Source organism: Streptomyces sp. Da 82-17 (assembly GCF_046098215.1).
Lineage (GTDB): Bacteria > Actinomycetota > Actinomycetes > Streptomycetales > Streptomycetaceae > Streptomyces.
Genome location: NZ_JBJURH010000001.1, coordinates 308,510 through 333,213, shown reverse-complemented (window position 1 = coordinate 333,213; position 24,704 = coordinate 308,510). Strand labels below are relative to the sequence as shown.

Sequence of the window (24,704 nt, the reverse complement as noted above, 5' to 3'; positions counted from 1 at the left end):
GCACAATGTCCCGGTGTCAGGAAACAGCCCGCAGGTCATGCGGTGGACGGACGGCGCCGACGAGCGCTTCGCGACGTGGTACGCACAGAACGGGACCCCGCCGCCGCGCCGCGTCGTGCCCGCCGACAGCCGGATGGGCGTCGCGGCCGCCTACCGGCACGTCTGCGAGGGCACCGCGCTGCTCTGGCGCGGCGACTACCGCTCGGCGCGGCAGCTGCTCGCCTCGCTCGGGCGCCGCGCCGAAGGCAGGCGCAAGCCGCCCGCGCAGCCGCCCTCCCCGGCGGAGGCCTTCCACCTCCAGCGCCGCGAACAGGCCCGCAGGGCAAGGATTCTGGGCCTGCTCCTGATCCCGTACGAGAACCCGGACGGGGCCGGACTGCGGGTCGCCCTGAAGGGGGCGCCGGACGTGGCGGCGGCCTGCGCGCACGCCTACGGGAAGCCGGCCGAGGGGCCCGGCGTGGGCTCGCTGCGCGACCTGCTCGGCGTCGTCGGGGCGTACGAATGGCACCGCAAGGGCGTCGAGATCCCGGCGCTCGGGCCCGGGGCGCGCATCCATCCGCGGCACGGGGTGTTCTCGCCGGTGCGCGGCGAGTACGTCGACCTGGTCGCTCAGGCGCCGCTGCCGCCGGGGGCGGACACGGCGTTCGACATCGGCACCGGGACGGGGGTGCTCGCGGTGCTGCTCGCCCGGCGCGGGGTACGGCGGGTGACGGCGACCGATCTGGACGAGCGGGCGGTGGCCTGCGCCCGGGACAACGCCGAGCGGTTCGGCCTCGGCGACCGGATCGAGGTACGGCGGGCCGACCTGTTCCCCGACGGGCGGGCGGACGTGCTCGTGTGCAACCCGCCGTGGCTGCCGGGCCGCCCGCGCACAGCGCTCGACCGGGCCGTGTACGACCAGGACAGCGCGATGCTGCGCGGCTTCCTCGACGGTGCGGGCGAGCATCTGCGGCCCGGCGGCGAGGCCTGGCTGATCATCTCCGACCTGGCCGAACGTCTGGAGCTGCGCGCCCCCGACGAGCTCGCCGAGCTGATCGCGGCGGCGGGTCTGACGGTCCTCGGCCGCCTCGACACCCGCCCCCGCCACGCCCGCGCCCGGGACGAGAACGATCCGCTGTACGGGGCGCGGGCGGGCGAGGTGACGTCGCTGTGGCGGCTGGCGCCCACGGGCGGGTGAGGCTCTCTGTGCCGCCTGGTCGTCAGTGCCGGAACAGGGTGTGCTGCGGCTCCGAGCGGGCCTGCTGGCGCAGCAGCATCGTGAGGAAGCCGAGCGTGCCGCGGTAGCCGCGCAGCCACTCCTCCCGGTGCTGGTTCGCCGTGCGCAGGGCCTCCGCGCTGTCCGGGTCGTCCGGGTGGTCGAGGGCCCAGCGCGACAGGGTGCCGGTCCAGGCCCACTCGTACTCGTCCCACTCGGCGAGCGTGCTGACGTGGCCGTGGACGGGGATCCACTGGTCGAGCAGAACCTGGTCGACGGTGTTCGGCAGGGACATGAACTCGTCCTCGGCGAAGCCGACTTGGAGCGTCTCGGGCCCCGGCGCCTGCTCCCAGAAGCCGTCGCCGACGATCAGTGTGCCGCCGGGCGCGAGGTGCTTGCGGGCCGCTTCGAGGGTGGGCAGGAGGCCGCCGAAGGCGTGCGTGGCGCCGACGCACAGGACGACGTCGTACTGCTGCGGGGCGCTGTGGGCGGTGGCGTCCTCCTGGAGCAGCGTGACCCGGTCGGCGAGCCCGGCGGCGGCGATCCGCTCGCGGCCGAGGTCGAGCGCGGACTCGCTCACGTCGACGCCGACAGCCCGGACGGCGGGGCGGTCGGCGGCGGCCCGCAACAGCCAGGCGCCCTCGCCGCAGCCGAGGTCGAGGACGCGCTCGTCGCCGCGCGGCAGGGCGAGGTCGAGGAGGTGCCGCACGGTGGTCTCGTGCAGCGGGGCGGCTACGGGGTGGTCGCCGTGGGCGATCGTGCTGAGCTTCTGTCGCAGTCGGTCCATGGGGCGCATCATGCCGAAGTGACACGGGGCCGTGGCCCCGAACCCCCACTTCCGAGGTCGTCTTCCGGCTGCAGCGCCGTCGTGGTTGCCCGCGCCCCGCGGCAGAGCCGCAAATGTCACAGCCCCGCGCCCCTGACGGGGCACGCCCCCCGCCCGCACAATCCAGCCCCTCCGGCGTTTGAGGAGCGGGGGTCCGGGGGCGGAGCCCCCGGAGCTGCCGCAGGCTTTCGGGAAGGGGCGGGGAGGGGAGAAATCAGGCGGCCCAGGCGAGAGCGCGATTGCCTGATCGCTCAGAGCGAACAGCCCGAAGGGAACATCTCCAGGCTCACAAGCATTGAGCCCATGTAGCTCAACTTGACTGCCGAAGGGGAGATCATGGCATCGACGTCCACAACGCTCACCCTGCCCGTCCTTCCGCTCGACGACGAGGTCGTGCTGCCCGGCATGGTGGTGCCCCTGGACCTCAACGACCCCGACGTACGAGCCGCGGTGGAGGCCGCGCAGGCCGCCGCCCGCGGGCAGACCGGGAAGCCACGGGTGCTGCTCGTCCCGCGCATCGACGGCACGTACGCGGCGACGGGCGTGCTCGGCACCGTCGAGCAGGTGGGCCGCCTCGCCGACGGCGACCCCGGCGCGCTGATCAAGGGCCGTCGGCGGGTGCAGATCGGCGCGGGCACGACCGGACCCGGCGCCGCCCTGTGGGTGGAGGGCATCGAGGTCGACGAGACCGTGCCCGACCCGCTGCCCGGCGCGGTCACCGAGCTCGCCAACCAGTACAAGGCGCTGGCCACCAGCTGGCTGAAGAAGCGCGGCGCCTGGCAGGTCGTGGACCGGGTCCAGCAGATCGACGACATCTCGGCGCTCGCCGACAACTCCGGCTACTCGCCCTTCCTGACCACCGCGCAGAAGGTCGAACTCCTGGAGACCACCGACCCGGTGGAGCGCCTCAAGCTCGCCGCGAAGCTGCTCAGCGACCACCTCGCCGAGCAGGACGTGGCCGAGTCGATCGCGAAGGACGTCCAGGAGGGCGTCGACAAGCAGCAGCGCGAGTTCCTGCTGCGCCGCCAGCTCGAAGCCGTACGCAAGGAGCTGCGCGAGCTGAACGGCGAGAGCGAGGGCGAGGAGTCCGACGACTACCGCGCCCGCGTGGAGGCCGCCGACCTGCCCGAGCACGTCCGCACGGCCGCGCTCAAGGAGGTCGACAAGCTGGAGCGGGCCAGCGACCAGTCCCCGGAGGGCTCCTGGATCCGCACCTGGCTGGACACCGTCCTCGAACTGCCGTGGAACGAGCGGACCGAGGACGCGTACGACATCCAGGGCGCCAAGGGCGTGCTCGACGCCGAGCACGCGGGCCTGGAGGACGTGAAGGAGCGGATCACCGAGTACCTGGCGGTGCGCAAGCGGCGCGCCGACCGCGGCCTCGGCGTGGTCGGCGGCCGTCGCGGCGGCGCCGTGCTCGCGCTGGTCGGCCCGCCCGGCGTCGGCAAGACCTCGCTCGGCGAGTCCGTCGCGCACGCGATGGGCCGGAAGTTCGTCCGCGTCGCCCTCGGCGGCGTCCGCGACGAGGCGGAGATCCGCGGCCACCGGCGTACGTACGTGGGGGCGCTGCCCGGCCGGATCGTGCGGGCGATCAAGGAGGCGGGCTCGATGAACCCCGTCGTCCTGCTCGACGAGATCGACAAGGTCGGCTCCGACTTCCGCGGCGACCCGGCCGCGGCCCTGCTCGAAGTCCTCGACCCGGCGCAGAACCACACGTTCCGGGACCACTACCTGGAGGTCGAACTCGACCTGAGCGATGTCGTCTTCCTGGCCACGGCGAACGTCCTGGAGGCCATTCCGGAGGCGCTGCTCGACCGCATGGAGCTGGTCCGGCTCGACGGGTACACCGAGGACGAGAAGGTCGTCATCGCCCGCGACCACCTGCTCCCGCGTCAGCTGGAGCGGGCCGGCCTGGAGGCGGACGAGGTCACGCTGGACGAGTCCGCGCTGCGCAAGCTGGCGGGCGAGTACACGCGCGAGGCCGGCGTCCGCAACCTGGAGCGGTCCGTGGCGCGGCTGCTCCGCAAGGTCGCGGCGCAGAGCGAACTCGGCGAGCGGGAACTGCCGTTCACGGTCACCGCGGACGACCTGCGCGGCCTGATCGGCCGGCCGCACCACGTGCCCGAGTCCGCGCAGGACCCGGCCGAGCGGCGCACGGCGGTGCCGGGCGTGGCCACGGGCCTCGCGGTCACCGGCGCGGGCGGCGACGTGCTGTTCGTGGAGGCGTCCCTGGCCGACCCGGAGACGGGTGCGGCGGGCCTGACCCTGACCGGTCAGCTGGGTGACGTGATGAAGGAGTCCGCGCAGATCGCGCTGTCCTTCCTGCGCTCGCACGGCGCCGAACTGGAGCTGCCCGTCGGCGACTTGAAGGACCGGGGAGCGCACATCCACTTCCCGGCGGGCGCGGTCCCGAAGGACGGGCCGAGCGCGGGCATCACGATGACGACGGCGCTCGCGTCGCTGCTGTCCGGCCGTCTCGTCCGTACGGACGTGGCGATGACCGGCGAGGTGTCGCTGACCGGGCGGGTGCTGCCGATCGGCGGCGTCAAGCAGAAGCTGCTCGCGGCGCACCGGGCCGGGATCACGACGGTGATCATCCCGAAGCGGAACGAGGCGGATCTGGACGACGTCCCGGCGGAGGTGCTGGAGAAGTTGGAGGTGCACCCGGTGACGGATGTTCGGCAGGTCCTTGAGCTGGCCCTCGCGCCGGCGGAGGTCGGCGTTCCCGTCGCGGCCTGACGGGGCTAGGTCCAGGGGGCTCCGCCCCCGGACCCCCGCTCCTCGATCGCCGGAGGGGCTCCCTTTTCGGGGGCCCCTCCGGTTGTTTCTTTGTCTGGCGCGCCGTCGTGGCTGGTCGCGCAGTTCCCCGCGCCCCTTACGGGGCCCTATCCGTTCGCGAGGGCCTGGAGGCGGTCGTAGGCGCCGTTGAACTTGTTGTGGTCGCCGACGATCGGGCCGGAGGAGGTGTACTGCCACATCGTGTAGTAGCCCCAGCCGGCCGGCAGTTCGCCGGGGGTCGTGTTGTAGCGGGCGATCCACAGCGGGTGGTTGGTCGCGAAGCCGCCGTAGTTGCCCGTGCAGGTCTTCCACCAGCTGGTCGCCGTGTAGATCACGGGGTAGCGCCCGGTGCGGTACTTGTACCGGTTCACGAAGTCCCAGATCCAGCTGACCATCCCGGCCTGCGACTTGCCGTAGCACTGCCCGCCGTACGGGTTCCACTCGATGTCGAGGGCGCCCGGCAGCGTCTTCCCGTCGCGGGACCAGCCGCCGCCGTTGTTGACGAAGTAGTCCGCCTGCGCGGCGCCGCTCGTGGTGTCGGGTGTGGCGAAGTGGTACGAGCCACGGATCATGCCGACGTTGTACGAGCCGTTGTACTGCTGCGTGAAGTACGTGTTCTTGTAGTACGTGCCCTCGGTCGCCTTCACGTAGGCCCAGCGCACGCCGCTCGTCCACAGCGCGGACCAGTTGACGTTGCCCTGATGGCTGGAGACGTCCACGCCCTCCGTCTGGACGGCGGCGATGCTCGGGCTGTCGGGTGGCAGCGGGCCCTCGCCGTCGTGCTCGGCGACGCCCATGCCCATGTACGCGGAACCGCGCGGCGGGATGTCGTCCTCGGCGGCCTGCGCCGTGGTCGGGAAGGCGAGGAGCAGGGACAGCACGGTCAGGAGGACCGCGAGCGCCGGCCTGCGGGAGCGGCGCGGTAAGCGGGAACGGGACGGTCTGGCGGGGGATCCGGGTCTGTGCACGGGCATGGAGTGCCTCCGAAGGCCTCAGGAGTGCGGTGGGGGGACCTGGAACGAACCGAACGTGTGCATGTCATGGAGCATGTACCCAGGACGCTACGCACGTAGACCCCGCGTGGGAAGAGAAGCCGGAGGCTGCCGATGGTCTACTCCTGCGGAATACTGGCCGAGCTGCGGCGATCGGCCGCCGGAGCGGGAAACTTTCAGGAACGGGAAAGCGATTCATGGCTGCTGACGTGCACGAGAGCGGCGGAGCGGGCGGAGCGGACGGGGACGAGCCGCGCTCCGGGGCCGAGCCGGCGACGGGGTCCGAGGCGGGCGCCGGGAGCGGCGCGGAGGCTGCTGCCGGGAACGGCGACGAGACCGGCGCCGACCACGAATTCCTCGCCCTCGAACGGGAGTTGACCGTCTTCCTGCGCCGCGCCCGCGCCTCCTCCGGAGAGATGGCCCGCGCCGTCCACCCCGACCTGGAGCCCGCCGCGTACGGACTCCTCGTACGCCTGGAGGAGGGCGGTCCGCAGCGGGCCACCGAGCTCGCGGCGTACATCGGCGTCGGCAAGGCCACCATGAGCCGGCAGCTGCGGGCCCTCGAAGAGCTGGGCCTCGTCGCCCGCGACCCGGACCCGGTCGACGGGCGGGCCTCCCTGATGCGCCTCACCGACGAAGGTCGCGCCCGCTTCCGCACCGTGCGGGACGCGCGCCGCGCCAAGTACGTGCAGCGCCTGGCCGGCTGGGACCGCCGCGAGGTCGCCGAACTCGCCCGGCTGCTCGGCCAGTTGAACGACAGCCAGGAGGGCTGAGCCGCACCCGGGCCGCCGCGCCCCGGCCGTACGGTCACAGCTCCGCGAAGACCACCGCCGCGTCGTCGTGCAGCTTCCCGCGCGGCGCCGTGGGCCCGGCCGCCTCGGCGGACTCCAGGGCCCTCACCCGGTCGATCAGCTCCTGCGGGCCCGCCTTGCGCAGCAGCGCCAGGCACTCCGTCCAGCCGCCCGCACCGAACCGCTCCACCCAGCGCGTCGCCCCGTCCGTCAACGCCGCCACACTGCGCACCGCCGACCGCGGCTCGGCCCCGCACACCGCGCGCCGGGCCACGTCCGGGTCGGCCGCCGCCGTGAAGAAGCCGCCCTCCGCGTTCCGCAGCGCCTCCACCGCGGCCACGTACTCCCGTGCCGCCGCGGCCCGTTCGGGCGAGCCGTCCGGCAGCGCGCGCACCGCCGCCCGCAGCCGCCCGACCGCCGCGGGCAGCGCGCCGAGCCGCTCGTCGAGGACCGCGCGGACCGTGCCGTCGGCCGCCTCCACGAGCAACGCCGAGTCGGAGAGCACCAGATGCTCCACCCGCTCCTCGTCCCACCGCACGAGCACCACGGTCGCCTGAGGCGTACGAACGTGAGAAAGGTCACAGGTTTGCCGATGCGCATCGGCGGTACGCGCGATGGCGGCCGCGAGGACCTCACGCAAGCCCAAATCTCGCCGCGAACCGGACAGTTCACCGAGCGCGCCGCCCAGCCGGGCCGTGAACCAGGGGACGGAATGCAGACAGCCGTAGTCCTCCGCCGGCGGCGTCACCCCGTCGAGCAGCACCAGCGTTCCGCCCTTGCCAGACGCGGGGAGCGCGACCGACGCGTAGTCCTCGTTGGGGCGGCCCGGGTCGCCGGGCTCCGTGGCCAGTTCGATACGCATCCGGCCAGTCTGCACGAGGTCTTCACAGGGCGGGACTTGGGCCGGACCCGGAGCTCAGGGGCGGTCCGAACGTCGGGTTTTCGCCGGATTGATAGCCTCCGGGAAGCGAGCGGCGGGGCATCTTGCCAAAGCGGGCCCGGCCCGTCCAACCGGCGCTCCGCGTGCGGTCGATGCGTGTGCCCGAGGAACTTGCCGGGTCCCTCCCGCCGATGTTCACTCCTTCGGGTGGCCCGGCGGAGGATGGGCGACCACTGCTCAACCGCACTGGAATGGTCATGAGCCGTACCAGAGGGGACTTGTGTTGACCCGTCGCACGTTGACCCGTCGTCACATGCGCCCCCGGTGAGGAACGAGAACTTCAAGAATGCGAGCACCGGTGCAGATGAAGCGGCCTCGGGGCAAGGGCGACAAGGCCGCGGCGCGGCCCCTGGACACCGAGGGCGCGACCTCCGAGGCGCGCGCCGACACTCCTGAGAGCGCCACCGGCCTGCGGCCGCAGCCCGACACCACGACCGACGCCGCCCCCGCGGGCCGGCGCAAGCGGGTCCGCAACCGCCTGGTCGCGGCCGTCGCCGTGGTCGCCGCCGCCGTCGCGGGCGCGGGCGCCCCCGGAATCACCGCCTCCTCCGGGCAGTTGGCCGAGTCCCAGGAACTCGTCACGCTCGCCGAGCTCACCAAGAGCGCGGTCACCCTGGCCCACGCCCTCGCCGACGAGCGCGACGAGGTCACCGCGCACATCGCCGCCGGCCGCCCCGACGACCCCGCCGCCCGCGAGGCCCTCACCGACGGCCGCGGCAGCGTCGACCGCCGCATCAAGGAAGTACGCGCCGAGGCCCCCGCCGCGCTCCGCCGCGACCTCGACGCCCTCGGCAAGGTCCGCCGCAGCGCCACCGAGGGCCGCGGCACCGCACTCGAGGCGCACGTCGCGTACACCAAGGCGATCGGCGAACTGCACGCCCTCGTCGAGGACCTGGCCGCCCAGCTGCCGCCCCGCGCGGGCTCCGGCGCCCGCGCGCTCGCCGAGCTGGACCGCGCCGTCGAGCAGGCCGGCGCCACCCGCGGGCTGCTGCTCGCCGCCCTCGCCACGCCCCGCGACCCGGCCACCGGCGTCGACCCGGTCACCGGGCAGCCGCAGGCGGGCGCCAGCACCAACTCCCGCAACCGCAACGCCCTCGTGGCCGCCGCCCAGCAGGCCCGGGTCAGCGAACAGGCCGCCCTCGCCGACTTCGAGCGCGCCGCCCCCGACACCGACCGGGCCAAGCTCGGCTCCACGGTCACCGGCCCCGAGGTCGCCGCCGCCGAGCGCTACCTCGCCCGGCTCACCGACCAGCCCACCCTGTCGGCCGCCGAACTCCGCTACGACCGCGAGCGGGTGGCCGCCGCGCTGTCCGCCCGCGTCGAACAGCTCCGCAGCGTCGAGAACACCCTGAGCGCCGACCGCGTCGAGTCCCTCAGCAGCCTCCGCGACGACGACGTCACCGCCCTCGAAGTGCGCATCGCGCTCATCGGCGTCCTGCTGCTCCTCGCCGTCGGCATCGCCACCGCCATCGCCCGTACGCTCACCCGCCCCCTGGCCGTCCTCCGGCTCGGCTCCGCCCGGCTCGCCGAGACCCCGGCCACGGACGAGCCGATCCGCTTCACCGGCCGCAACGACGAGTTCGCCGCCGTCGTCCGCTCCGTCAACTCCCTGCACGCGCACACCCGTCGGCTGCAGGACCGCCTCACGTACCTGGAGGGCGACCGCAAGCACCTCGTCGGCCAGCGCGAGAAGCTCGCCGACGAGCGCGAGGAACTGCGCGAACAGCTCGACGAGGCCCTCGCCCAGGCCGAGCGCACGCAGCGGCACGGCGCCGACGGCACGGTCGTCCAGCTCGCCCTGCGCCATCTCGCCCTGGTCGAGCGGCAGTTGGGCGTGATCGAGAACCTGGAGGAGCGCGAGCAGGACCCGGAGCGCCTCGACACGCTCTTCAAGCTCGACCACTTCGCCACCGTCATGCGCCGGCACAGCGAGAACCTGCTCGTCCTCGCGGGCGCCGAGCACCGCGACAGCCACCCCGGCCCCGTCCCGCTGATCGACGTGCTGCGTGCCGCCGTCAGCGAGATCGACGCGTACGACCGGGTCCGCATCGCCTCCCTGCCGCCGCACGCCCACCTCGCGGGCGCCACGGCCGACGACATCAGCCACCTGGTCGCCGAACTCCTGGAGAACGCCACCACGTTCTCCCCGCCGGACGCCGCCGTCGAGGCCTCCGCGTGGCTCCTGGAGAGCGGCGACGTGATGCTCTCCGTACGCGACGAGGGCATCGGCCTCCCCGAGGACCGGCTCCGCCGGCTCAACGACAAGCTCGCCGAGTTCGACCCGTCGCAGCCGTACGTGCCTGCTTCTGTCTCCGCGGAGGCCGAGGGGACCGGGGAGCTGGGGCTCGGCCTGTACGTGGTGGCCCGGCTCGCCGCGCTGCACGGGCTGAGCGTCGAGCTGCGCGAGCAGAAGCAGGGCGGGCTCGCGGCCCTCGTGGTCCTGCCCGCGTCGATCCTCGCCGCGGCCCCGGCCGAGGCGACCCCGCAGCACCCGGTGGCGATGGCCGCCGCCCTGCCGCAGGTCCACCTGCCGGGCGCGGAGGCCGAGGCCAACGCCAATGTCCTGGACCGCCGTTCCCCCGAGGAGGACGAGGACCCGGGGCAGGCCCCGGACCCGTTCATCCGCGCGGCGGAGCGAGCGTTCGACGAGACTCCGGAGTCCTCGGACACCGAGGCAGCGGGGACGGACGAGAAGGCGACCCACACCTCCACGCCGACGCCTGCCACGGCCGAGCAGTCGGGGGACCCCGAGCCGTTCGCCGACGCGCCGCTCCCCGGCCAGACACCGGGCGCGGATGCTGCGCTTGCCGCTGAGGAGCGGGTCGGCGACACCGACTCGGATGCTGCCCCGGCCTTCGGTACCGAGTCGCCCGGTGGCGCCACCTTCGACGCTGACCCCGGCTTCGGCGGCGAGTCGCTCGGGGACGCCGAGCCTGCCCCGGAGCCCGAGCTGTTCGCCGACGCGGCGTCGGTTTCGGGTTCCACGCCGACGGTTGCCGATGCCGAGTCGACCGTGGACCCCGTGCTTGACAGCGAGCGGACTGGTGACGCCGAGTCGGCCGCCGACGCGGAGCCGGTCTCCGGCCTGACGTCGGGCGCCGAGGCCGCGGCGGGCGCGGATGCTGCCCCGGTCTTCGGTGCCGAGTCGATCACGGCCCCCGTACCTGCCGACGACGCCGAGTCGACGCCCGACATCGAGCGTGCCGACGACGCCCGGCCGACCGGCGACACAACCCCGGCCACCACCGCCCCCGAGCCGCACCCCGAGCACGCTCACGAGCCCGAGCCCGACCCCGAGGCCGACACCGAGTTCGGTCGTACCGCCGGTCTCGGGGCCGACGGTGAGCCCGGCTCCGTTCTTCTCGATCCGCTCTCCCCGGAGGCCGAGGTCGAGCGGGAGTTGTTCGGTGGGGAGGGCGAGGCGGACGCCGTCGTGGCCGACGCGCCCGAGCCGTTGGCCGCCCCCGCCGGTGAGTCCGTGCTGCTGCCCGAGGTGGGCGAGGGGCATGAGCGGGTCGCCGACGCTGAAGTAGTCCCGCAGCAGGCGCGGCGCGAACTGCGCGAGCCCCTGCCGCAGCGGGAGCGCACCACCGAGACGGGGCTTCCGGTGCGGACGCCCAAGGCCACCGGACCCGCCCCCGAACCCGTGGCCCGCCGCAGCTCCGTCGACCCGGAGGCCCTGCGCCGCAGGCTCGGCAGCTTCCACCGGGGCGCCAACTCGGGCCGCCGTGACGCCGAGGCCGAACTCGCCGAGCGGACCGGCGAGTTCGCGGCCGACGAGTTCGCGGCCGGCGCCGACGCGGCCACCGGGGAGGCGCCCGACCGGGCGCCCCGGACCGACCAGGGGGACCCAGCCGAGGAGGCACGCAGTTGACCGCTCCCAGTACGTCCCGTGCGTACCGTCTCAGCAGCGAAGCCCGGAACCTGCACTGGCTGCTCGACAACCTGGTCCGGGAGGTGCCCGGACTGCTCTCGGTGGCCGTGGTGTCCTCCGACGGACTGCTGCTGCTCTCCTCCGACCCGGAGGTGAACGACGCGGCCCAGCAGCCGCGTACCGCCTCCGGACCGAAGGGGTCGAGCGCCGACCTCGCCACGATCGTCTCTGGCATCGGCAGCCTCACCATCGGGGCGGCCAAGCTGATGGACGGCGGCGGCATCAAGCAGACCGTGGTCGCCATGGACGAGGGCAGCCTCTTCGTGATGGCGATCAGTGACGGCTCGCTGCTCGGCGTGCACGCCGCCCCCGACTGCGACGAGAGCGTGGTCGCGTACCAGATGGGCCTGTTCGTCGGCCGGGCCGGGCACGTCCTGACCCCCGAACTCCGCAGCGAGCTGCGGCAGTCCATGGAGAGCGGACGGTGACCGCCCCGGGCGCCGCCGCGCGACTGCCGGTGCGCGGCCGGGGACGCAGGCCCGCGCGGGTCCGGCCGTACTCGCTCACCGGAGGCCGTACGCGCTTCGCGCACGCGCTGCTCGTCGAGACCTTCGTCGCCGCGATCCAGGCGCCGGGGGCCGAGGAGCGGAAGGCCGTCGCGCCGCGCGGCCGGGGCGTGCCCGAGATGCGGGCGATCGTCGAGGTGTGCCGCAGGATGCGCACCGTCGCCGAGATCTCCGCGCTCCTGAAGATGCCGCTCGGCGTGGTCCGCGTACTCCTCAGCGACCTCGCCGACCAGGGAAGGATCCGGGTGTACGGCACGGGGCACGGGCCGGGCCAGCCGGACCGCGCACTGCTCGAAAGGGTGCTGGGTGGACTCCGCCGCCTCTGACACGCTCACCGCCGCCTCCGCCGACGGCCTCGCGGCCGAGGAGGGCGCACAGCCCTGGCAGTCCGACCTCAGCCGGGCGCCCATCGCCACGAAGATCGTGGTCGCGGGCGGCTTCGGCGTGGGCAAGACGACCATGGTCGGCGCGGTCTCCGAGATCGCCCCGCTGCGCACCGAGTCCCTGATGACCGAGGCCAGTTCGGGCACCGGCGACGACGACCTGGCCCTCGTCCCGCAGAAGGCCACGACCACCGTCGCCATGGACTTCGGCCGGATCACGCTCGACGAGGACCTTGTCCTGTACCTGTTCGGCACCCCGGGCCAGCAGCGGTTCTGGTTCATGTGGGACGACCTGGTGCGCGGCGCGGTCGGCGTGATCGTGCTCGCCGACACCCGCCGCCTCGACGACTGCTTCCCGGCCCTCGACTACGTGGAGGGCTGCGGACTGCCGTACGTCGTGGCCGTCAACCACTTCGACGGCTCCGAGCGGTTCGCGGCTGAGGAGGTGCGCGAGGCGCTCGACGTGCCCGCCCACGTGCCGGTCCTGGTCATGGACGCACGCCGCCGGATCAGCGTCGTCGAGACGCTGCTCGCGCTGGTGCGGCACGCCTGCGAGACCGCGCCGCAGTAGCCCGTACGTACCGGGGAGTCGCCCGTACGTACCGAAGTAGCCCGCGTCACCGTAGGAGAGCGAGACCACCCGCATGCGGAAGATACTCATCGCCGGAGCCGGCCAGGCCGGGCTCCAACTCGCCCTGGGACTCCAGGCGCAGGGCTACGAGGTCACCCTCATGTCCCACCGCACCGCCGACGAGATCCGGGCCGGCCGCGTCATGTCGACCCAGGTGCTCTTCCACACCGCGCTGCAGCACGAGCGGGACCTCAAGCTGAACTTCTGGGAGTCCCAGACCCCGGCCATCGAAGGCCTCGGCGTCACCGTCGCCGTCCCCGGCAGCGACGACCCCGGCCCCGCGCAGCGCGCCGTCGACTGGCTCGGCCCGCTCGACGGCATCGCCCAGTCCGTCGACCAGCGCGTGAAGATGGCCGGCTGGCTCGACACGTTCGTCCGGCGCGGCGGCCAGCTCGTCATCCACGGCGCCGCCGTCTCCGACCTCGACTACTTCTCCCGCCTGTACGACCTGGTCCTGGTCGCCACCGGCAAGGGCGAGCTCGTCAACCTCTTCGACCGCGACCCGGCCCGCTCCCCGTACACCCGACCGCAGCGCTCCCTCGCCGTGTCCTACGTGCACGGGCTCGCACCGCGCCCCGGCGGGCCCGACACCGGGCAGGTGCGGCTCAACATGGTGCCGGGCGTCGGCGAACTGGTCGTCATCCCGACGCTGACCACCTCCGGGCGGGCCGACATCCTCTTCTGGGAAGGCGTCCCCGGCGGCCCGGTCGACGCCTTCCGCGGCGTCGCCGACCCGGCCGAGCACCTCGACCTCACCCTGTCCCTGATGCGCCGGTTCACACCGTGGGAGTACGAGCGGACCACCTCCGTCGAACTCACCGACGCGGGCGGCACGTTGGCGGGACGCTACACGCCGACGGTGCGCAACCCCGTCGCGATGCTGCCGTCCGGAGGGCTCGTCCTCGGGGTCGGCGACGTGGTCGTCGCCAACGACCCGATCACCGGGCAGGGCGCCAACTCGGCCGCCAAGTGCGCGGCTTCGTACCTCCGCTCCATCCTGGAGCACGGGGACCGGCCGTTCGACGAGGAGTGGATGCGGTCGGCGTTCTCGCGGTACTGGGAGTCCTCGGCGCGGCACACGACGCGGTGGACCAACGCGATGCTGGCCCCGCCGCCCGCCCATGCCCTGGCCGTCATCACGGCCGCGGACACGCACCCCGAGGTGGCCCACCGCTTCGCCAACGGCTTCGACGATCCGTCGGACTTCGAGGGCTACTTCTACGAACCGGCGTCGGCGGAACGCTACTTGGACTCGGTCAGGTAGGCCTCCCGCGCCACCCCAGGGGGCTCCGCCCCCGGCCCCCGGCTCCTCAATCGCCGGAGGGGCTCGATCCGGGTCGGTCCTTCGTCTGCGGCGCCGCGGTGGCCGCTCGCGCAGTTCCCCGCGCCCCTATCGGGGCCCGTCACCCCGGCCTGCCCCACCACGGCGGCGGGGGACCCGAAAGACGCCCCCCGGGAGCCGCTCCGGCGATTGAGGAGCGGGGTCCGGGGCGGAGCCCCGGAGAGGGGCGCGGGGAACTGCGCGACCAGCCACGGCGGTGCTGCAGCCGAAGAGCAAGGCCCAGGAGGGGGAGCCCCTCCGGCGATCGAGGAGCGGGGGGCCGGGGGCGGAGCCCCCTGGGGGAGGGGGGCTCAGGCGTCGCCCGGGGCCGACTCCGACCCCCACCCCGTATCCGCCCCCTCCTCCGCCCCCGCGGGCAACTTCGGCGGACGGTAGGACGGGTCCGGGCGGGAGCCCGGGTCGGGCCGGACCGCGCCGAGGAGCGGGTTCGCCGCGATCGGCGAGACCTTGACCCGCGCCCCGGGCCGCGGCGCCTGCACGACCTTCCCTCCGCCCAGATAGATCGCCACATGCGTGGCATCGGGGAAGTACACGACCAGGTCCCCCGGCCGCAGCCGGTCCAACGGCACGCGCCGCAACTGCGCCCACTGCTCCTGCGACGTACGCGGAATCTCCCGCCCCGCCCGCTCCCACGCCCGCGAGGTCAGCCCCGAGCAGTCGAAGGACTTCGGTCCCTCCGCGCCCCACACGTACGGCTTGCCGATCTGCTTCACCGCGTACCGCAGTGCTTCCGCGCCGGCTTTCGACGGGGCGCGGGTCGCCGCGGGCTTGCCGGGCGGGCCGCCGAGGGCGCCGGAGTCGAGGAGGTCGCGCTGGGCGTCGGCGGTGGAGTCCGCCTCCAGGCGGCGCAGCGCGTCCAGCTCGTCGGCGGTGAGCTCGGCGAGCATCGACTCGACGTCCCGCAGCCGTTCCTGCACTTCGTCCCGCTGCCCCTTCTGCCGTTCGGCCAGGGCGAGTTGGGCGTCCAGGGCCTTGCGGGCGCGGGCGGCGAGCGCGGCGGTCCGCTTCTCCCGGTCGACGAGGCGCCCGACCGTCTCGACGCGCTCGGCGGCCATGCGTCGCACGACGTGGCCCTGGTCGAGGGCTCGCCGCGGATCGCGGGCGAGGAGCAGCTTCAGGTACGGGGAGAGCTCGCTGTCGCCCTGGTACTGCTGGCGGGCGAGGCGTCCGGCGGCGGCCCGGCTGTCGTGCAGGGCGGTGCGGGCCTTCTTCAGGTCCCGGGTCAGCTTCTTCGCCTGCGTCCGCTGTTTCTTCAGTTTCTCCGCGGTGGCGTTGTACGTCTCGGTGGCCTGCTCGGTCTTCCGGTACAGCTCCTGGAGATCCGCGAGGAGCCCTGCCACGGTCCCCTCCTCGGGCCCCGGCGCGGCCGCCGCCTGAGGTCCGGTCAGGAGTCCCGTCACGAGTCCCGCCACCGCCGCCGCGGCGCAGACGGCGCGGCCGATGCTGTTGGCTGACACACCATCACCTCCGCGGCGAGCATGCAGCGGTGGGGGCGGCGGCACCCGGCGGGTGGGGCCCGGTGGCGGAACCGGCTCACTCGTCCCGGTCGGGGCGGCGACGGAGCGGTGCGGCGCCGTTGACAGCGCGTTGTTCCCCGCCCCGCCCCTTCCCGAAAGCCTCCGGCGGTTGTCTGTCGGCTGCAGCGCCGTCGTGGCTGGTCGCGCAGTTCCCCGCGCCCCTGAAGGGGCACGGAGCGGGGTCCGGGGCGGAGCCCCGAAAAGGGGCGCGGGGAACTGCGCGACCGGCCACCGCGGCGCCGCAGACGAAAGGCGAGCGCTACGAACCCGCCCTCGACCACGGCCACTTGAGCCCCCGCCCCCGCCGCCCCTCCGGGTCGTACACGTACTTCCAGCCGCGCGGGACGCCGAGCCGGCGGCTGAGGCTCGCGGGCTCGCGCCGGTACACGAGCACCGTCGGGGGCCCGCCGGCCGCGTCCGGGACCGGCACCTCGTACCGCTTCGGGGGCTGGCCCGTGGCGCCGAGGAGTACGGGCAGGGTGCGGCCGTCCAGGGGGCCGCCCTCGAAGGGGATGTCCTCGCTTCTCACCGGGCCAGTCTCACAGCAGGTGCGCCGCGTCGCTCACCACGGGCAGCACCCGGCCGGCGAGCGAGGCCGCGATGCCGCCCGGCTCCTCCAGTTCCAGCGCGGCGCGCAGCACCTCGGCGGTCTGCGGGTCGGACGCGGCGGTGGCCGTCGTCACGGCGAGGAAGTGGTCGAGCAGCCAGTCCCGCAGCTCCTCCTGCGGCGGCTGCTTGCCCTCGTCCAGCCAGATCAGGGACGCGGCCTCGACGGCGGAGATCCAGGTGCGCACCATCAGCTGCAGCCGCGGTCCAGGCTCGGCGACCGGCAGATGCGCGAGGATGCGCGCCGCGGCTACGGCGCGGACCTCGTCGACGATCGCGCTGGTCCGGGACGTGGAGACGACGCTGCCGCCCTGCAGCAGCGCGCTGAACCCGGTGTCGTGCTCGTCGACGAACGCGAGGTACCGGGTCAGGGCGCGGGAGAGGCGGGCGGTGAGCGGGCCGTGCGGCGGCTCGTCGAAGCACTGCTCCAGGGCGTCGGCGGCGGTGCGCAGGGCGGCCTCGTACAGCTGCTGCTTGCCGCCGGGGAAGTACCGGTAGACGAGCGGGCGGGAGACGCCCGCCGCCTCGGCGACGTCGTCGAGGGAGACCTCCTCCGGCGGGCGGTGCGCGAAGAGGGACAGCGCGGCGTCGAGGAGCTGGCTGCGCCGCTCCTCCACGCTGAGCCGGCGGTAGGCGGGGGTCGAGGCACGTCGGGTGGTTGCCGGGGGCATGCCCGCAGCGTATCGGCCCCGCGCCGCGCCCGGGCCACGGGTTGTCCGCAGAGATTTCGCAGGACGTCCACATCGCGGGACGCGGGCGTCCGGCGGCCCTCCAGCGGGAGAGTGCGCGCGAGTCGTTGACGCCTCGTCTCACGCGTGTGAGCCTGCCAACGAGCTCGACGAGCTTGTCCCGTACGGCAGTTCGCGCAGCGAAGGAGGCGTCGGGATGTCGACGCAGGAGCTCTACGCCATGGACCCGGGCGAGCCGCACTGGCAGGTCCCGGCGACCGGATCGGCCCGCTTCAGCTGGGACTACGACGACGGCCGCGACCGCCTCCTGGCCCTGTACCAGAAGGGCAAGGACAAGCAGTGGGACGGCGCCAAGCGGATCGACTGGGACCTGGAGGTCGACCCGGAGAACGCGCTCGGCACCCCCGACGAGGCGCTCACGCTGTACGGCACCCGGCACTGGTCGAGGATGACCGCCAAGGACAAGGGGGAGCTGCGCCGGCACTACGCGTCCTGGCAGTTCAGCCAGTTCCTGCACGGCGAGCAGGGCGCGATGGTGTGCGCGGCCCGCATCGTCGAGTCCGTCCCCGACCTGGATGCCAAGTTCTACTCCGCGACCCAGACCATGGACGAGGCCCGGCACGCGGAGATCTTCGGACGGTTCCTGCACGACAAGGTCGGGATGGTCTACCCGGTCAACGACAACCTGCAGTCGCTGCTCGGCGACACCCTGCGCGACTCCCGCTGGGACATGCCGTACCTCGGCATGCAGGTCCTCATCGAGGGCCTCGCGCTCGCCGCGTTCGGCATGATCCGCGACACCACGGACAAGCCCCTGCCGCAGCAGATCCTGGCGTACGTGATGCAGGACGAGGCCCGGCACGTGGCCTTCGGGCGGATGGCCCTGCGCGACTACTACAAGCAGCTCACGGACGCCGAGCTGCGCGAGCGCGAGGAGTTCGTCATCGAGGGCTGCCACCTGATGCGGGACCGGCTGCGCGGCGTGGAGGTCCTGGAGAACCTGGGCATCCCGCGCAAGGAGGCCGACGAGTACAGCGAGAACTCCGAATACCTCGCGCTCTTCCGCCAGTTGCTGTTCTCCCGCATCGTCCCCTGCGTCCGCGACATCGGCCTCTGGGGCGAACGCCTCCAGCGGGCGTACGTCGACATGGGCGTCTTCGAGCTGGGCGACTCCAACCTCGACCAGCTGATGGCCCAGGACGAGGAGATAGCCGAAAAACTCGACGCGGAACGCTTCGCGGCGGAGGAGGCGGCCCGCGTGACAGAGGTCGAGCAGACCATCGAGGCGGCCACGGAGGCGCGCTGAGCGCGTCAACGCTACGCGGTCGCGCTCACTCCATCGTGCGGCAGATCGGCATATGCCGTGGGTAGCCTGGACATATCAGCGAGACTCTGCCGCATGGGAGCGATCATGAGCGCCGCGCGTGAGTACGGGCTTGACGAGGACCAAGAGTGGGTCCGCCCGCCCGAGGGCGGCTGGACCGCGGACGACCTGGACCGGCTTCCGAACCTTCCCCCGCACACGGAGCTGATCGACGGGAGCCTCGTCTTCGTGAGTCCGCAGACTCGATTCCACATGCGCACCATCAGGCTCTTGGAGGCCAGCCTCCTCGCGCAGGCACCCGACGCGTACGACGTCGACCGGGAGTTCAGTGTCAAGCTGAACAACCGCAACAGGCCGGAGCCGGACGTGTCGGTCATCCATGCCGAAGCCGACACCGGGCCGGAGCAGACGTGGCTCAGGCCCGAGGACGTCCTCCTCGCCGTAGAAGTCGTCTCCAAGGACTCCGAGGACCGCGACCGCGAGGTGAAGCCCCGCAAGTACGCGGAGTCCGGCATTCCGCACTACTGGCGGGTCGAGGAGAACGGCGGGCAGCCCGTGGTCTACGTCTACGAACTCGACCCGGCGACCCGGTCGTACGCGCCGACCGGCATCTTCAAGGACCGCGTCGTGCTCACCGTCCCCTTCGACATCGACATCGACCTCACGGCGGTCGGCCGACGCCGATAGGCCCCGGTCCTTCCGTCACTCCTGGGCCGCTCCCGGCGGGAACGACGTGCGCAGGTTGAAGGCGTGCGGGGTCGGGCCGTTGGTGCGGAGGTGGAGCAGGCGCTGTTCCGCCTCCGCGACGGTCGGGCGGTGGCCGGCCGGGACCCACCACAGGGCCGTCACCGCCTCCTCGACCCGCTCGAACCACTCGCGCCGCCGGGCGAGCAGCTCCCGGTGCTGCCCCTGGTACATGAACGCGGTGAGCGCGTTCGCGTCCCGCCACACCGACATGTTGACGATCAGCCAGGCGTCGTCGAGGACCGGCACGTCCGTCGCGTTGCCCGACTCGCTCTGCAGCCGCCACACGAACCCGTCGGCCGCGTCGGCGACCGCGTTCACCGGGTCGAGGGCGTCCACGAAGTCCTTCAACTCCGGGGAATCCAGAGGGAACTTGAGGCGGGCGATGTTGACCTGGGCGAGTTCGTGCGAGGCGTCCGTGGGCATGGGCGCACGATAGGCCGACCCGCCCCCGCACCCCCACCCCCGTCTCACAACGCGAGCGCCGCCTTCATCACGGCCCGCGCGACCGGCGCCGCGCTGCCGCCGCCGCTGATGTCGTCCCGGTCGGCCGCCGCGTCCTCCACGACCACCGCGACCGCGACCTTCGGCTCGGCCGCGTCCTCGGCCTGCGCCCAGGAGATGAACCAGGCGTACGGCAGGCCCTTGTTGCCGATGCCGTGCTGCGCGGTGCCGGTCTTGCCGCCGACGACCGCGCCCCGGATCGCCGCCCGCTTCCCGGTGCCGTCCTCGACCACGCCGACCATCAACTCCCGCAGCAGCGCCGCCGTTCCCGGGTTGACGGTCTGCCGCAGCGAGACCGGGTGCGTGGTCGAGACGGTACGGCCGGACGCGTCCGTCGTCCGGTCCACCAGGTGGGGCGTCTTGAGGTCCCCGTTGTTGGACACGGCCGCGGCGACCATCGCCATCTGCAGCGGTGTCGCCGTCGTGTCGTACTGCCCGATCGCGGACAGCGCGACGCTCGACGGCTCCATCTCCCGGTTCAGGTTGCTCTTCGCGACCCGCGCGGGGATGCGCAGATCCGTGTCGTTGAACCCGAACCGCTCGGCCGTGCCGACGAGCCCGTCCAGGCCGACCTGCGCGCCCAGGTTGGCGAAGACCGTGTTGCAGGACCACTCGAAGGCGTACCGCAGCGAGGCGTTCCTGCAGCCCTCGACCTCGTTGGTGAGCTTGGTCGACGTACGCGGCAGGGTGTACGGGTCGGGGGAGCGGGTCTTCGCGTCCGGGTCCGTGACGACGCCCGCGTCCAGGGCCGCCGCCGCGGTCACCACCTTGAACGCCGAGCCGGGCGGATACGTCTGCCGGATCGCCCGGTTGAGCATCGGCCGGCTCGCCGCGTTGTTCAGCGTCGTCCAGTGCCGCTCCTCCGACCGCCCGTTCCCGGACAGCAGCTCCGGGTCGTACGACGGGGTGGAGACGAGGGCCAGGATGCGCCCGGTCGTCGGGTCGAGGGCGGCGACCGCGCCCTGCTTGTCGCCGAGCGCGGCGTACGCGGCCTGCTGCACGGACGGCGCGATCGTGGTGTGCACGGCCCCGCCCGGCCGCCGCGCCCGCGTCACGTCGTCCACGAACGGGAACGGCGCGAGGTCCGGGTCGGTGCCGGACAGCAGCGGGTCGGCGGCACCCTCCAGGAGCGTCGTGCCGTAGACCTGCGAGGCGTAGCCGGTGACCGGCGCGTACAACGGGCCGTTCTTGTAGGTCCGTTCGTACCGCAGCTGCTCGCCCGTGTCGACGGAGCCGGTGATCGGGCGGCCGTCCACGTAGATGTCGCCGCGCTCCTGCCCGTAGCGGGCGATGGTCTGGCGGCGGTTGGCCGGGTTGGCGTCGTAGGAGTCGGCGCGGAAGACCTGGATGCGGGTGGCGTTGACGGCGAGGGCGAGCATCAGGAGCAGGCAGAACGCGGCGGCGCGGCGGATGTGACGGGTCAAGCCTCAGTCCTCTTCAAGTATCAGTCCTCTTCGAGGAGTTGCTCGTACGCGTCCGGCGGCTGGGAGCGGGCGGAGGAGCTGAGACGGACGAGCAGCGCGACGATGATCCAGTTGGTGACGACCGACGAGCCGCCCTGCGCGAGGAACGGCATCGCCATGCCGGTGAGCGGGATGAGCCCGGTGACCCCGCCCGCGATGACGAAGACCTGCAGGGCCAGGATCGAGGCGAGCCCGATCGCGAGCAGCCGCCCGAACGGGTCGCGCAGCGCGAGCCCCGCCTTGCAGCCGCGGGCGACGAGCATCGCGTACAGCAGGAAGATCGCGCACAGTCCGGTCAGGCCCAGCTCCTCGCCGGCCGTGGCGAGGATGAAGTCGGACTTGGCGGCGAAGCCGATGAGGACGGAGTGGCCCTGGCCGAGCCCGGTGCCGAGGAGGCCGCCGGCGGCGAACGCGAAGAGGGACTGGGCGAGTTGGGTCGGCCCGCGGCCCTCCTCGATGGTGGCGAACGGGTGCAGCCAGTCCTGGACGCGGCTGTGCACATGCGGTTCGAGCGAGCCCGCCGCGAACGCGCCGACGCAGGCGAGCAGCAGGCCCACGGCGATCCATCCGGTGCGCCCGGTCGCGACGTAGAGCAGCACCACGAAGATCCCGAAGAACAGCAGCGAGGTCCCCAGGTCCCGCTCCAGGACGAGGACGCCCACGCTGACCAGCCAGATCGCCAGGATCGGCCCGAGCACCCGCCCGGTCGGGAACTGCAGCTTCCACACCTGCCGTCCGGTGTACGCGAGGGCCGTGCGGTTGGCGGCGAGGTACGCGGCGAAGAAGACGGCGAGCAGGATCTTCGCGAACTCGGCGGGCTGCAGCGAGAACCCGGCGATCCGCACCCAGATCCGGGCGCCGTTGACGGCCGGGAAGAAGATCGGCGACACGAGCAGCGCGAGCGCGGCGACGACGAACAGGTACGCGTACCGCTGCAGCGCCCGGTGGTCGCGCAGCAAGAGCACCACCACGATGAACAGTGCCACCCCGCCCGTGGACCAGGTGAGTTGGGCGAGCGCGGCCGGGTCGTCGGGGGTCTCCTGGTCGAGCCGGTAGATGAGGACCAGGCCGAGGCCGTTGAGCAGCACGGCGATCGGCAGCAGCAGCGGGTCGGCGTACGGGGAGCGTAACCGTACGGCGATGTGCGCGAGCAGCGCGAGCGCGCCGAGCCCGAGCGCGTAGTCGTCGACGTTGCCGGGCACGGCGCCGTACCGGGCGAGGCCCACGTTCAGATAGCCGAGCACGCAGAGGCCGACGGCGAGCACGAGCAGCACGAGTTCGGTTCCCCGCCGCCGCGGCACCGGTACCGCCGGAACAGACGTTTCCTGCCTGTCTGTCACATCAACGGTTCTTCCGGTCATGCGGGGCAAAGTAGCAAGAAAAGCAAGCCCCTCCGGCGATTGAGGAGCCCCCGTCACGACGGCTCGCCGCAGCCCGCCTCCCCCTCCGCGTACGGCAGCCTCAGCGTCGCCACCGCCCCGCCGTCCGCCGCGTTCGTGAACGTGAGTCGCGCCCCGAGGACCCGGGCCTGCCCCGCCGCGATGGTCAGGCCGAGGCCGTGCCCGTGCGCGCCGCCCTCCGTGCGGAAGCGCTGCGGCCCGTGCTCGACCAGGTAGGACGGGAAGCCGTCGCCGTGGTCGCGGACGGAGAGGACCGGGCCGTCGACGGTGACGACCACCGGCGCCCGCCCGTGCTTGTGCGCGTTGGCGACGAGGTTGCCGAGCACCCGCTCCAGGCGGCGCCGGTCGGTCTCGACGCAGACGTCCCGTACGACCCGTACCTCCGTGTCCGTGCCCGAGGCCCGCACCGCGCGTTCGGCGAGCGGGCCCAGTGGATGGCAGTCGAGGTCGACCTGCTCGCGGCGGGCGTCGAGCCGGGAGATCTCCAGGAGGTCCTCGGTCAGCACCCGCATCGTCTGCACCCGTTCCCGCACCAGCTCGGCGGGCCGCCCGGGCGGCAGCAGCTCGGCGGCGGCGTGCAGGCCGGTCAGCGGGGTGCGCAGCTCGTGCGCGACGTCCGCCGTGAACCGCTGCTCGCTCTCCAGCTTGGCCTGCAGCGTCGCCGCCATCGTGTCGAGCGCCCCGGCGACGGTCGCCACCTCGTCCTGCGCCCGCGACGGGTCCTTCGTACGGGGGTCGTCGACGCGCGCGTCCAGGTCGCCGGCGCCGATCCGGCGGGCCACGGTCGCGGTCTGGTGGAGCCGCCGGGTCACCCGGGTCACCGCGAACGCCCCGACGAGCAGCGTCGCCCCGATGGCGAGCACCGCGGACCCGGCGATGGCCCGGTCGAGGCCCTCGATGGTCTTCGCGCCCTGCGTGTAGTCCACCTCGGCGGCGATGGTCCGGCCGCGGTCGGCGGGTCCAGCGGCCCACATCGTCGGCCGGCCGTCGTGGTCGGCGACGATCGTGCCGCGCCGCCCGTCCGCGGCGAGCGCGCGCAGCGACTCGGGCAGGCCCGCCGGGTCGACGCCGGAGCCGGGCGGCAGCCGGTCCCCGGCTTCGTACAGGCGGGTGACGTCCTCCAGTTTGGTGAGCGCCTTGTCGCGGGCGTTGCCGACCGTCTGCCGGGTGACCGCGACATGCACGAGCGCGCCGAGCAGGGTGGCCAGCGCACAGCACATGACGGTGATGAAGAGCGCGGCCTTCCAGGTGAGCGTCGCCGTCCAGGCGGGCGGTCGCAGTCTCACGGCCGCCCCGCGGACCCGTCCGCGCCCGTGCGGACGATCTCGATCCGCGCGGGCAGCATCGCGCGCTGCCGGGCGTCCCACGACCAGGCGTACCGGAACTCGTAGCCGCGGCTCTGCGCCGGCTCGTGCACGATCAGGTCCCGCCCGGCCAGCTCGACGCGGGTGACCTCCTCGGCGGTCGACATGATCCGGACGATCCGGTCGCCGTCGAGGCTGTAGACGCGGATGCCGAGCGTGCCCTCGGCGAACCGGATGCCGACGATCAGCTCGTCCGCGCCGCTGCCGGTCAGGTCCCGGTAGTACGCCTGCAGCACCGGGCAGCCGGACACCGCCTCCTCGGGCTTCTTGCCGGCCGGGCAGCGCTCGACGGCCTCGGCGGTCTTCCTCGGCATCGCGTCGGCGCCGCTGTCCGCGGGCGGGTGGGCGGCGAGCTCGGCCCGTACGACGGCGAGCGGGTCGACCCGGCGCAGGTCGCCGCCGGGCGCCTCGACGCCCTTGACCACCTCGACGGTCGCCTCGTCGTCCTCCGGGTAGTCGTTCTTCGCCGGCGGCAGCTGCGGCCAGAGCCGGGCCGGGCCGACCGCGCGCGGCGTGGGGCCCGCGCTCTCGATGCCGCCCGCGTCGTCGCAGCCCGCGAGGGCCAGCGCGAACAGGGGCAGCAGCAGCGCACCCCGGCGCACCCGGCGTGCGCACCCCGCACGGCTTCCCAACAGGGCCCTCCAGACCGCCGCTCGACCGCGGCTACGGCGACGACTACAGCTACAGCTACGGCGACGACCAGACCAGAATACGAAGCTCCGCCCACTTGTTCGCATTCGTACGCCCTCGTCCGGAACCCACGGGGCGGCCCGCC

21 protein-coding genes are annotated in these 24,704 nt (G+C 73.4%); 10 read left to right on the top strand and 11 right to left on the bottom strand.

All coding sequences use genetic code 11. The annotated features are described in order from the left end of the window. Positions 1 to 37: 37 nt before the first annotated feature. The gene (locus ACIDOF_RS01505; protein ID WP_409004017.1) at positions 38 to 1,177 is read left to right on the top strand and encodes a methyltransferase; all 1,140 of its coding nucleotides are present in this window, start codon (positions 38 to 40) and stop codon (positions 1,175 to 1,177) included. Between the two features lie 22 nt (positions 1,178 to 1,199). Here ACIDOF_RS01505 and ACIDOF_RS01500 read toward each other — a convergent pair whose 3' ends face one another. Further along, entirely contained in the window at positions 1,200 to 1,982 is a 783-nt protein-coding gene (locus ACIDOF_RS01500; protein WP_409003743.1) for an SAM-dependent methyltransferase, read from the bottom strand. 375 nt (positions 1,983 to 2,357) lie between these two features. Here ACIDOF_RS01500 and lon point away from each other — a divergent pair, with 375 nt between their 5' ends. Beyond that, positions 2,358 to 4,760, top strand: coding sequence for an endopeptidase La (gene lon / locus ACIDOF_RS01495; RefSeq protein WP_409003742.1), 2,403 nt, complete (start codon positions 2,358 to 2,360; stop codon positions 4,758 to 4,760). 146 nt (positions 4,761 to 4,906) lie between these two features. On the opposite strand, the gene ACIDOF_RS01490 is transcribed toward lon, so the two are convergent. Continuing rightward, the gene (locus tag ACIDOF_RS01490) at positions 4,907 to 5,773 is read right to left on the bottom strand and encodes a lysozyme (protein ID WP_409003741.1); all 867 of its coding nucleotides are present in this window, start codon (positions 5,771 to 5,773) and stop codon (positions 4,907 to 4,909) included. A 215-nt stretch (positions 5,774 to 5,988) separates the two neighbouring features. On the opposite strand from ACIDOF_RS01490, the gene ACIDOF_RS01485 reads away from it, so the two are divergent. Continuing rightward, entirely contained in the window at positions 5,989 to 6,564 is a 576-nt protein-coding gene (locus ACIDOF_RS01485) for a MarR family winged helix-turn-helix transcriptional regulator (protein WP_409003740.1), read from the top strand. A gap of 34 nt (positions 6,565 to 6,598) precedes the next feature. Here the strand turns inward: ACIDOF_RS01485 and ACIDOF_RS01480 are convergent, their stop codons facing one another. Further along, a complete protein-coding gene (locus ACIDOF_RS01480; protein WP_409003739.1) occupies positions 6,599 to 7,444 on the bottom strand; it encodes a hypothetical protein in 846 nt (281 codons plus the stop codon). A gap of 364 nt (positions 7,445 to 7,808) precedes the next feature. On the opposite strand from ACIDOF_RS01480, the gene ACIDOF_RS01475 reads away from it, so the two are divergent. From ACIDOF_RS01475 to ACIDOF_RS01455, 5 genes are all read left to right on the top strand, one after another. Beyond that, positions 7,809 to 11,396 (top strand): nitrate- and nitrite sensing domain-containing protein, encoded by a 3,588-nt coding sequence (locus tag ACIDOF_RS01475; RefSeq protein ID WP_409003738.1) that lies wholly within the window; start codon positions 7,809 to 7,811, stop codon positions 11,394 to 11,396. Beyond that, entirely contained in the window at positions 11,393 to 11,884 is a 492-nt protein-coding gene (locus tag ACIDOF_RS01470) for a roadblock/LC7 domain-containing protein (protein WP_409003737.1), read from the top strand. Before ACIDOF_RS01475 ends, ACIDOF_RS01470 begins: the two co-directional genes overlap by 4 nt. Then, positions 11,881 to 12,288 (top strand): DUF742 domain-containing protein, encoded by a 408-nt coding sequence (locus ACIDOF_RS01465; protein ID WP_409003736.1) that lies wholly within the window; start codon positions 11,881 to 11,883, stop codon positions 12,286 to 12,288. The genes ACIDOF_RS01470 and ACIDOF_RS01465 overlap by 4 nt, the downstream gene beginning before the upstream one ends. Then, complete coding sequence (locus ACIDOF_RS01460) at positions 12,269 to 12,916, top strand: GTP-binding protein (protein WP_409003735.1); 648 nt, start codon at positions 12,269 to 12,271, stop codon at positions 12,914 to 12,916. Before ACIDOF_RS01465 ends, ACIDOF_RS01460 begins: the two co-directional genes overlap by 20 nt. Positions 12,917 to 12,989: 73 nt before the next feature. Further along, the gene (locus ACIDOF_RS01455) at positions 12,990 to 14,240 is read left to right on the top strand and encodes a styrene monooxygenase/indole monooxygenase family protein (protein ID WP_409003734.1); all 1,251 of its coding nucleotides are present in this window, start codon (positions 12,990 to 12,992) and stop codon (positions 14,238 to 14,240) included. A gap of 368 nt (positions 14,241 to 14,608) precedes the next feature. Here ACIDOF_RS01455 and ACIDOF_RS01450 read toward each other — a convergent pair whose 3' ends face one another. The 3 genes from ACIDOF_RS01450 to ACIDOF_RS01440 form a co-directional block, all read right to left on the bottom strand. Continuing rightward, positions 14,609 to 15,775: an NlpC/P60 family protein gene (locus tag ACIDOF_RS01450; protein WP_409003733.1), complete on the bottom strand. Its 1,167-nt coding sequence runs from the start codon at positions 15,773 to 15,775 to the stop codon at positions 14,609 to 14,611. A 319-nt stretch (positions 15,776 to 16,094) separates the two neighbouring features. Then, a complete protein-coding gene (locus ACIDOF_RS01445; RefSeq protein ID WP_409003732.1) occupies positions 16,095 to 16,364 on the bottom strand; it encodes a hypothetical protein in 270 nt (89 codons plus the stop codon). A 10-nt stretch (positions 16,365 to 16,374) separates the two neighbouring features. Next, positions 16,375 to 17,112 (bottom strand): TetR/AcrR family transcriptional regulator, encoded by a 738-nt coding sequence (locus tag ACIDOF_RS01440; RefSeq protein ID WP_409003731.1) that lies wholly within the window; start codon positions 17,110 to 17,112, stop codon positions 16,375 to 16,377. A 214-nt stretch (positions 17,113 to 17,326) separates the two neighbouring features. Between ACIDOF_RS01440 and ACIDOF_RS01435 the strand changes: the two genes are divergently transcribed. After that, on the top strand, positions 17,327 to 18,436 hold the full coding sequence (locus ACIDOF_RS01435; RefSeq protein WP_409003730.1) for a ferritin-like domain-containing protein: 1,110 nt from the start codon (positions 17,327 to 17,329) through the stop codon (positions 18,434 to 18,436). Between the two features lie 105 nt (positions 18,437 to 18,541). Then, entirely contained in the window at positions 18,542 to 19,141 is a 600-nt protein-coding gene (locus tag ACIDOF_RS01430; protein ID WP_409003729.1) for a Uma2 family endonuclease, read from the top strand. 15 nt (positions 19,142 to 19,156) lie between these two features. Here ACIDOF_RS01430 and ACIDOF_RS01425 read toward each other — a convergent pair whose 3' ends face one another. From ACIDOF_RS01425 to ACIDOF_RS01405, 5 genes are read right to left on the bottom strand one after another with little or no spacing between them, the layout of a single operon-like run. Continuing rightward, positions 19,157 to 19,624 carry a DUF3291 domain-containing protein gene (locus ACIDOF_RS01425; RefSeq protein WP_409003728.1) on the bottom strand — a complete coding sequence of 156 codons (468 nt, stop codon included), beginning with the start codon at positions 19,622 to 19,624 and terminating at the stop codon, positions 19,157 to 19,159. 44 nt (positions 19,625 to 19,668) lie between these two features. Further along, positions 19,669 to 21,126: a peptidoglycan D,D-transpeptidase FtsI family protein gene (locus ACIDOF_RS01420; protein ID WP_409003727.1), complete on the bottom strand. Its 1,458-nt coding sequence runs from the start codon at positions 21,124 to 21,126 to the stop codon at positions 19,669 to 19,671. Positions 21,127 to 21,146: 20 nt separating this feature from the next. Further along, a complete protein-coding gene (locus ACIDOF_RS01415) occupies positions 21,147 to 22,526 on the bottom strand; it encodes an FtsW/RodA/SpoVE family cell cycle protein (RefSeq protein ID WP_409003726.1) in 1,380 nt (459 codons plus the stop codon). Between the two features lie 53 nt (positions 22,527 to 22,579). After that, on the bottom strand, positions 22,580 to 23,851 hold the full coding sequence (locus ACIDOF_RS01410; RefSeq protein ID WP_409003725.1) for an ATP-binding protein: 1,272 nt from the start codon (positions 23,849 to 23,851) through the stop codon (positions 22,580 to 22,582). Then, positions 23,848 to 24,531 (bottom strand): hypothetical protein, encoded by a 684-nt coding sequence (locus tag ACIDOF_RS01405; protein ID WP_409003724.1) that lies wholly within the window; start codon positions 24,529 to 24,531, stop codon positions 23,848 to 23,850. The genes ACIDOF_RS01410 and ACIDOF_RS01405 overlap by 4 nt, the downstream gene beginning before the upstream one ends. Between the last annotated feature and the right edge of the window lie 173 nt (positions 24,532 to 24,704).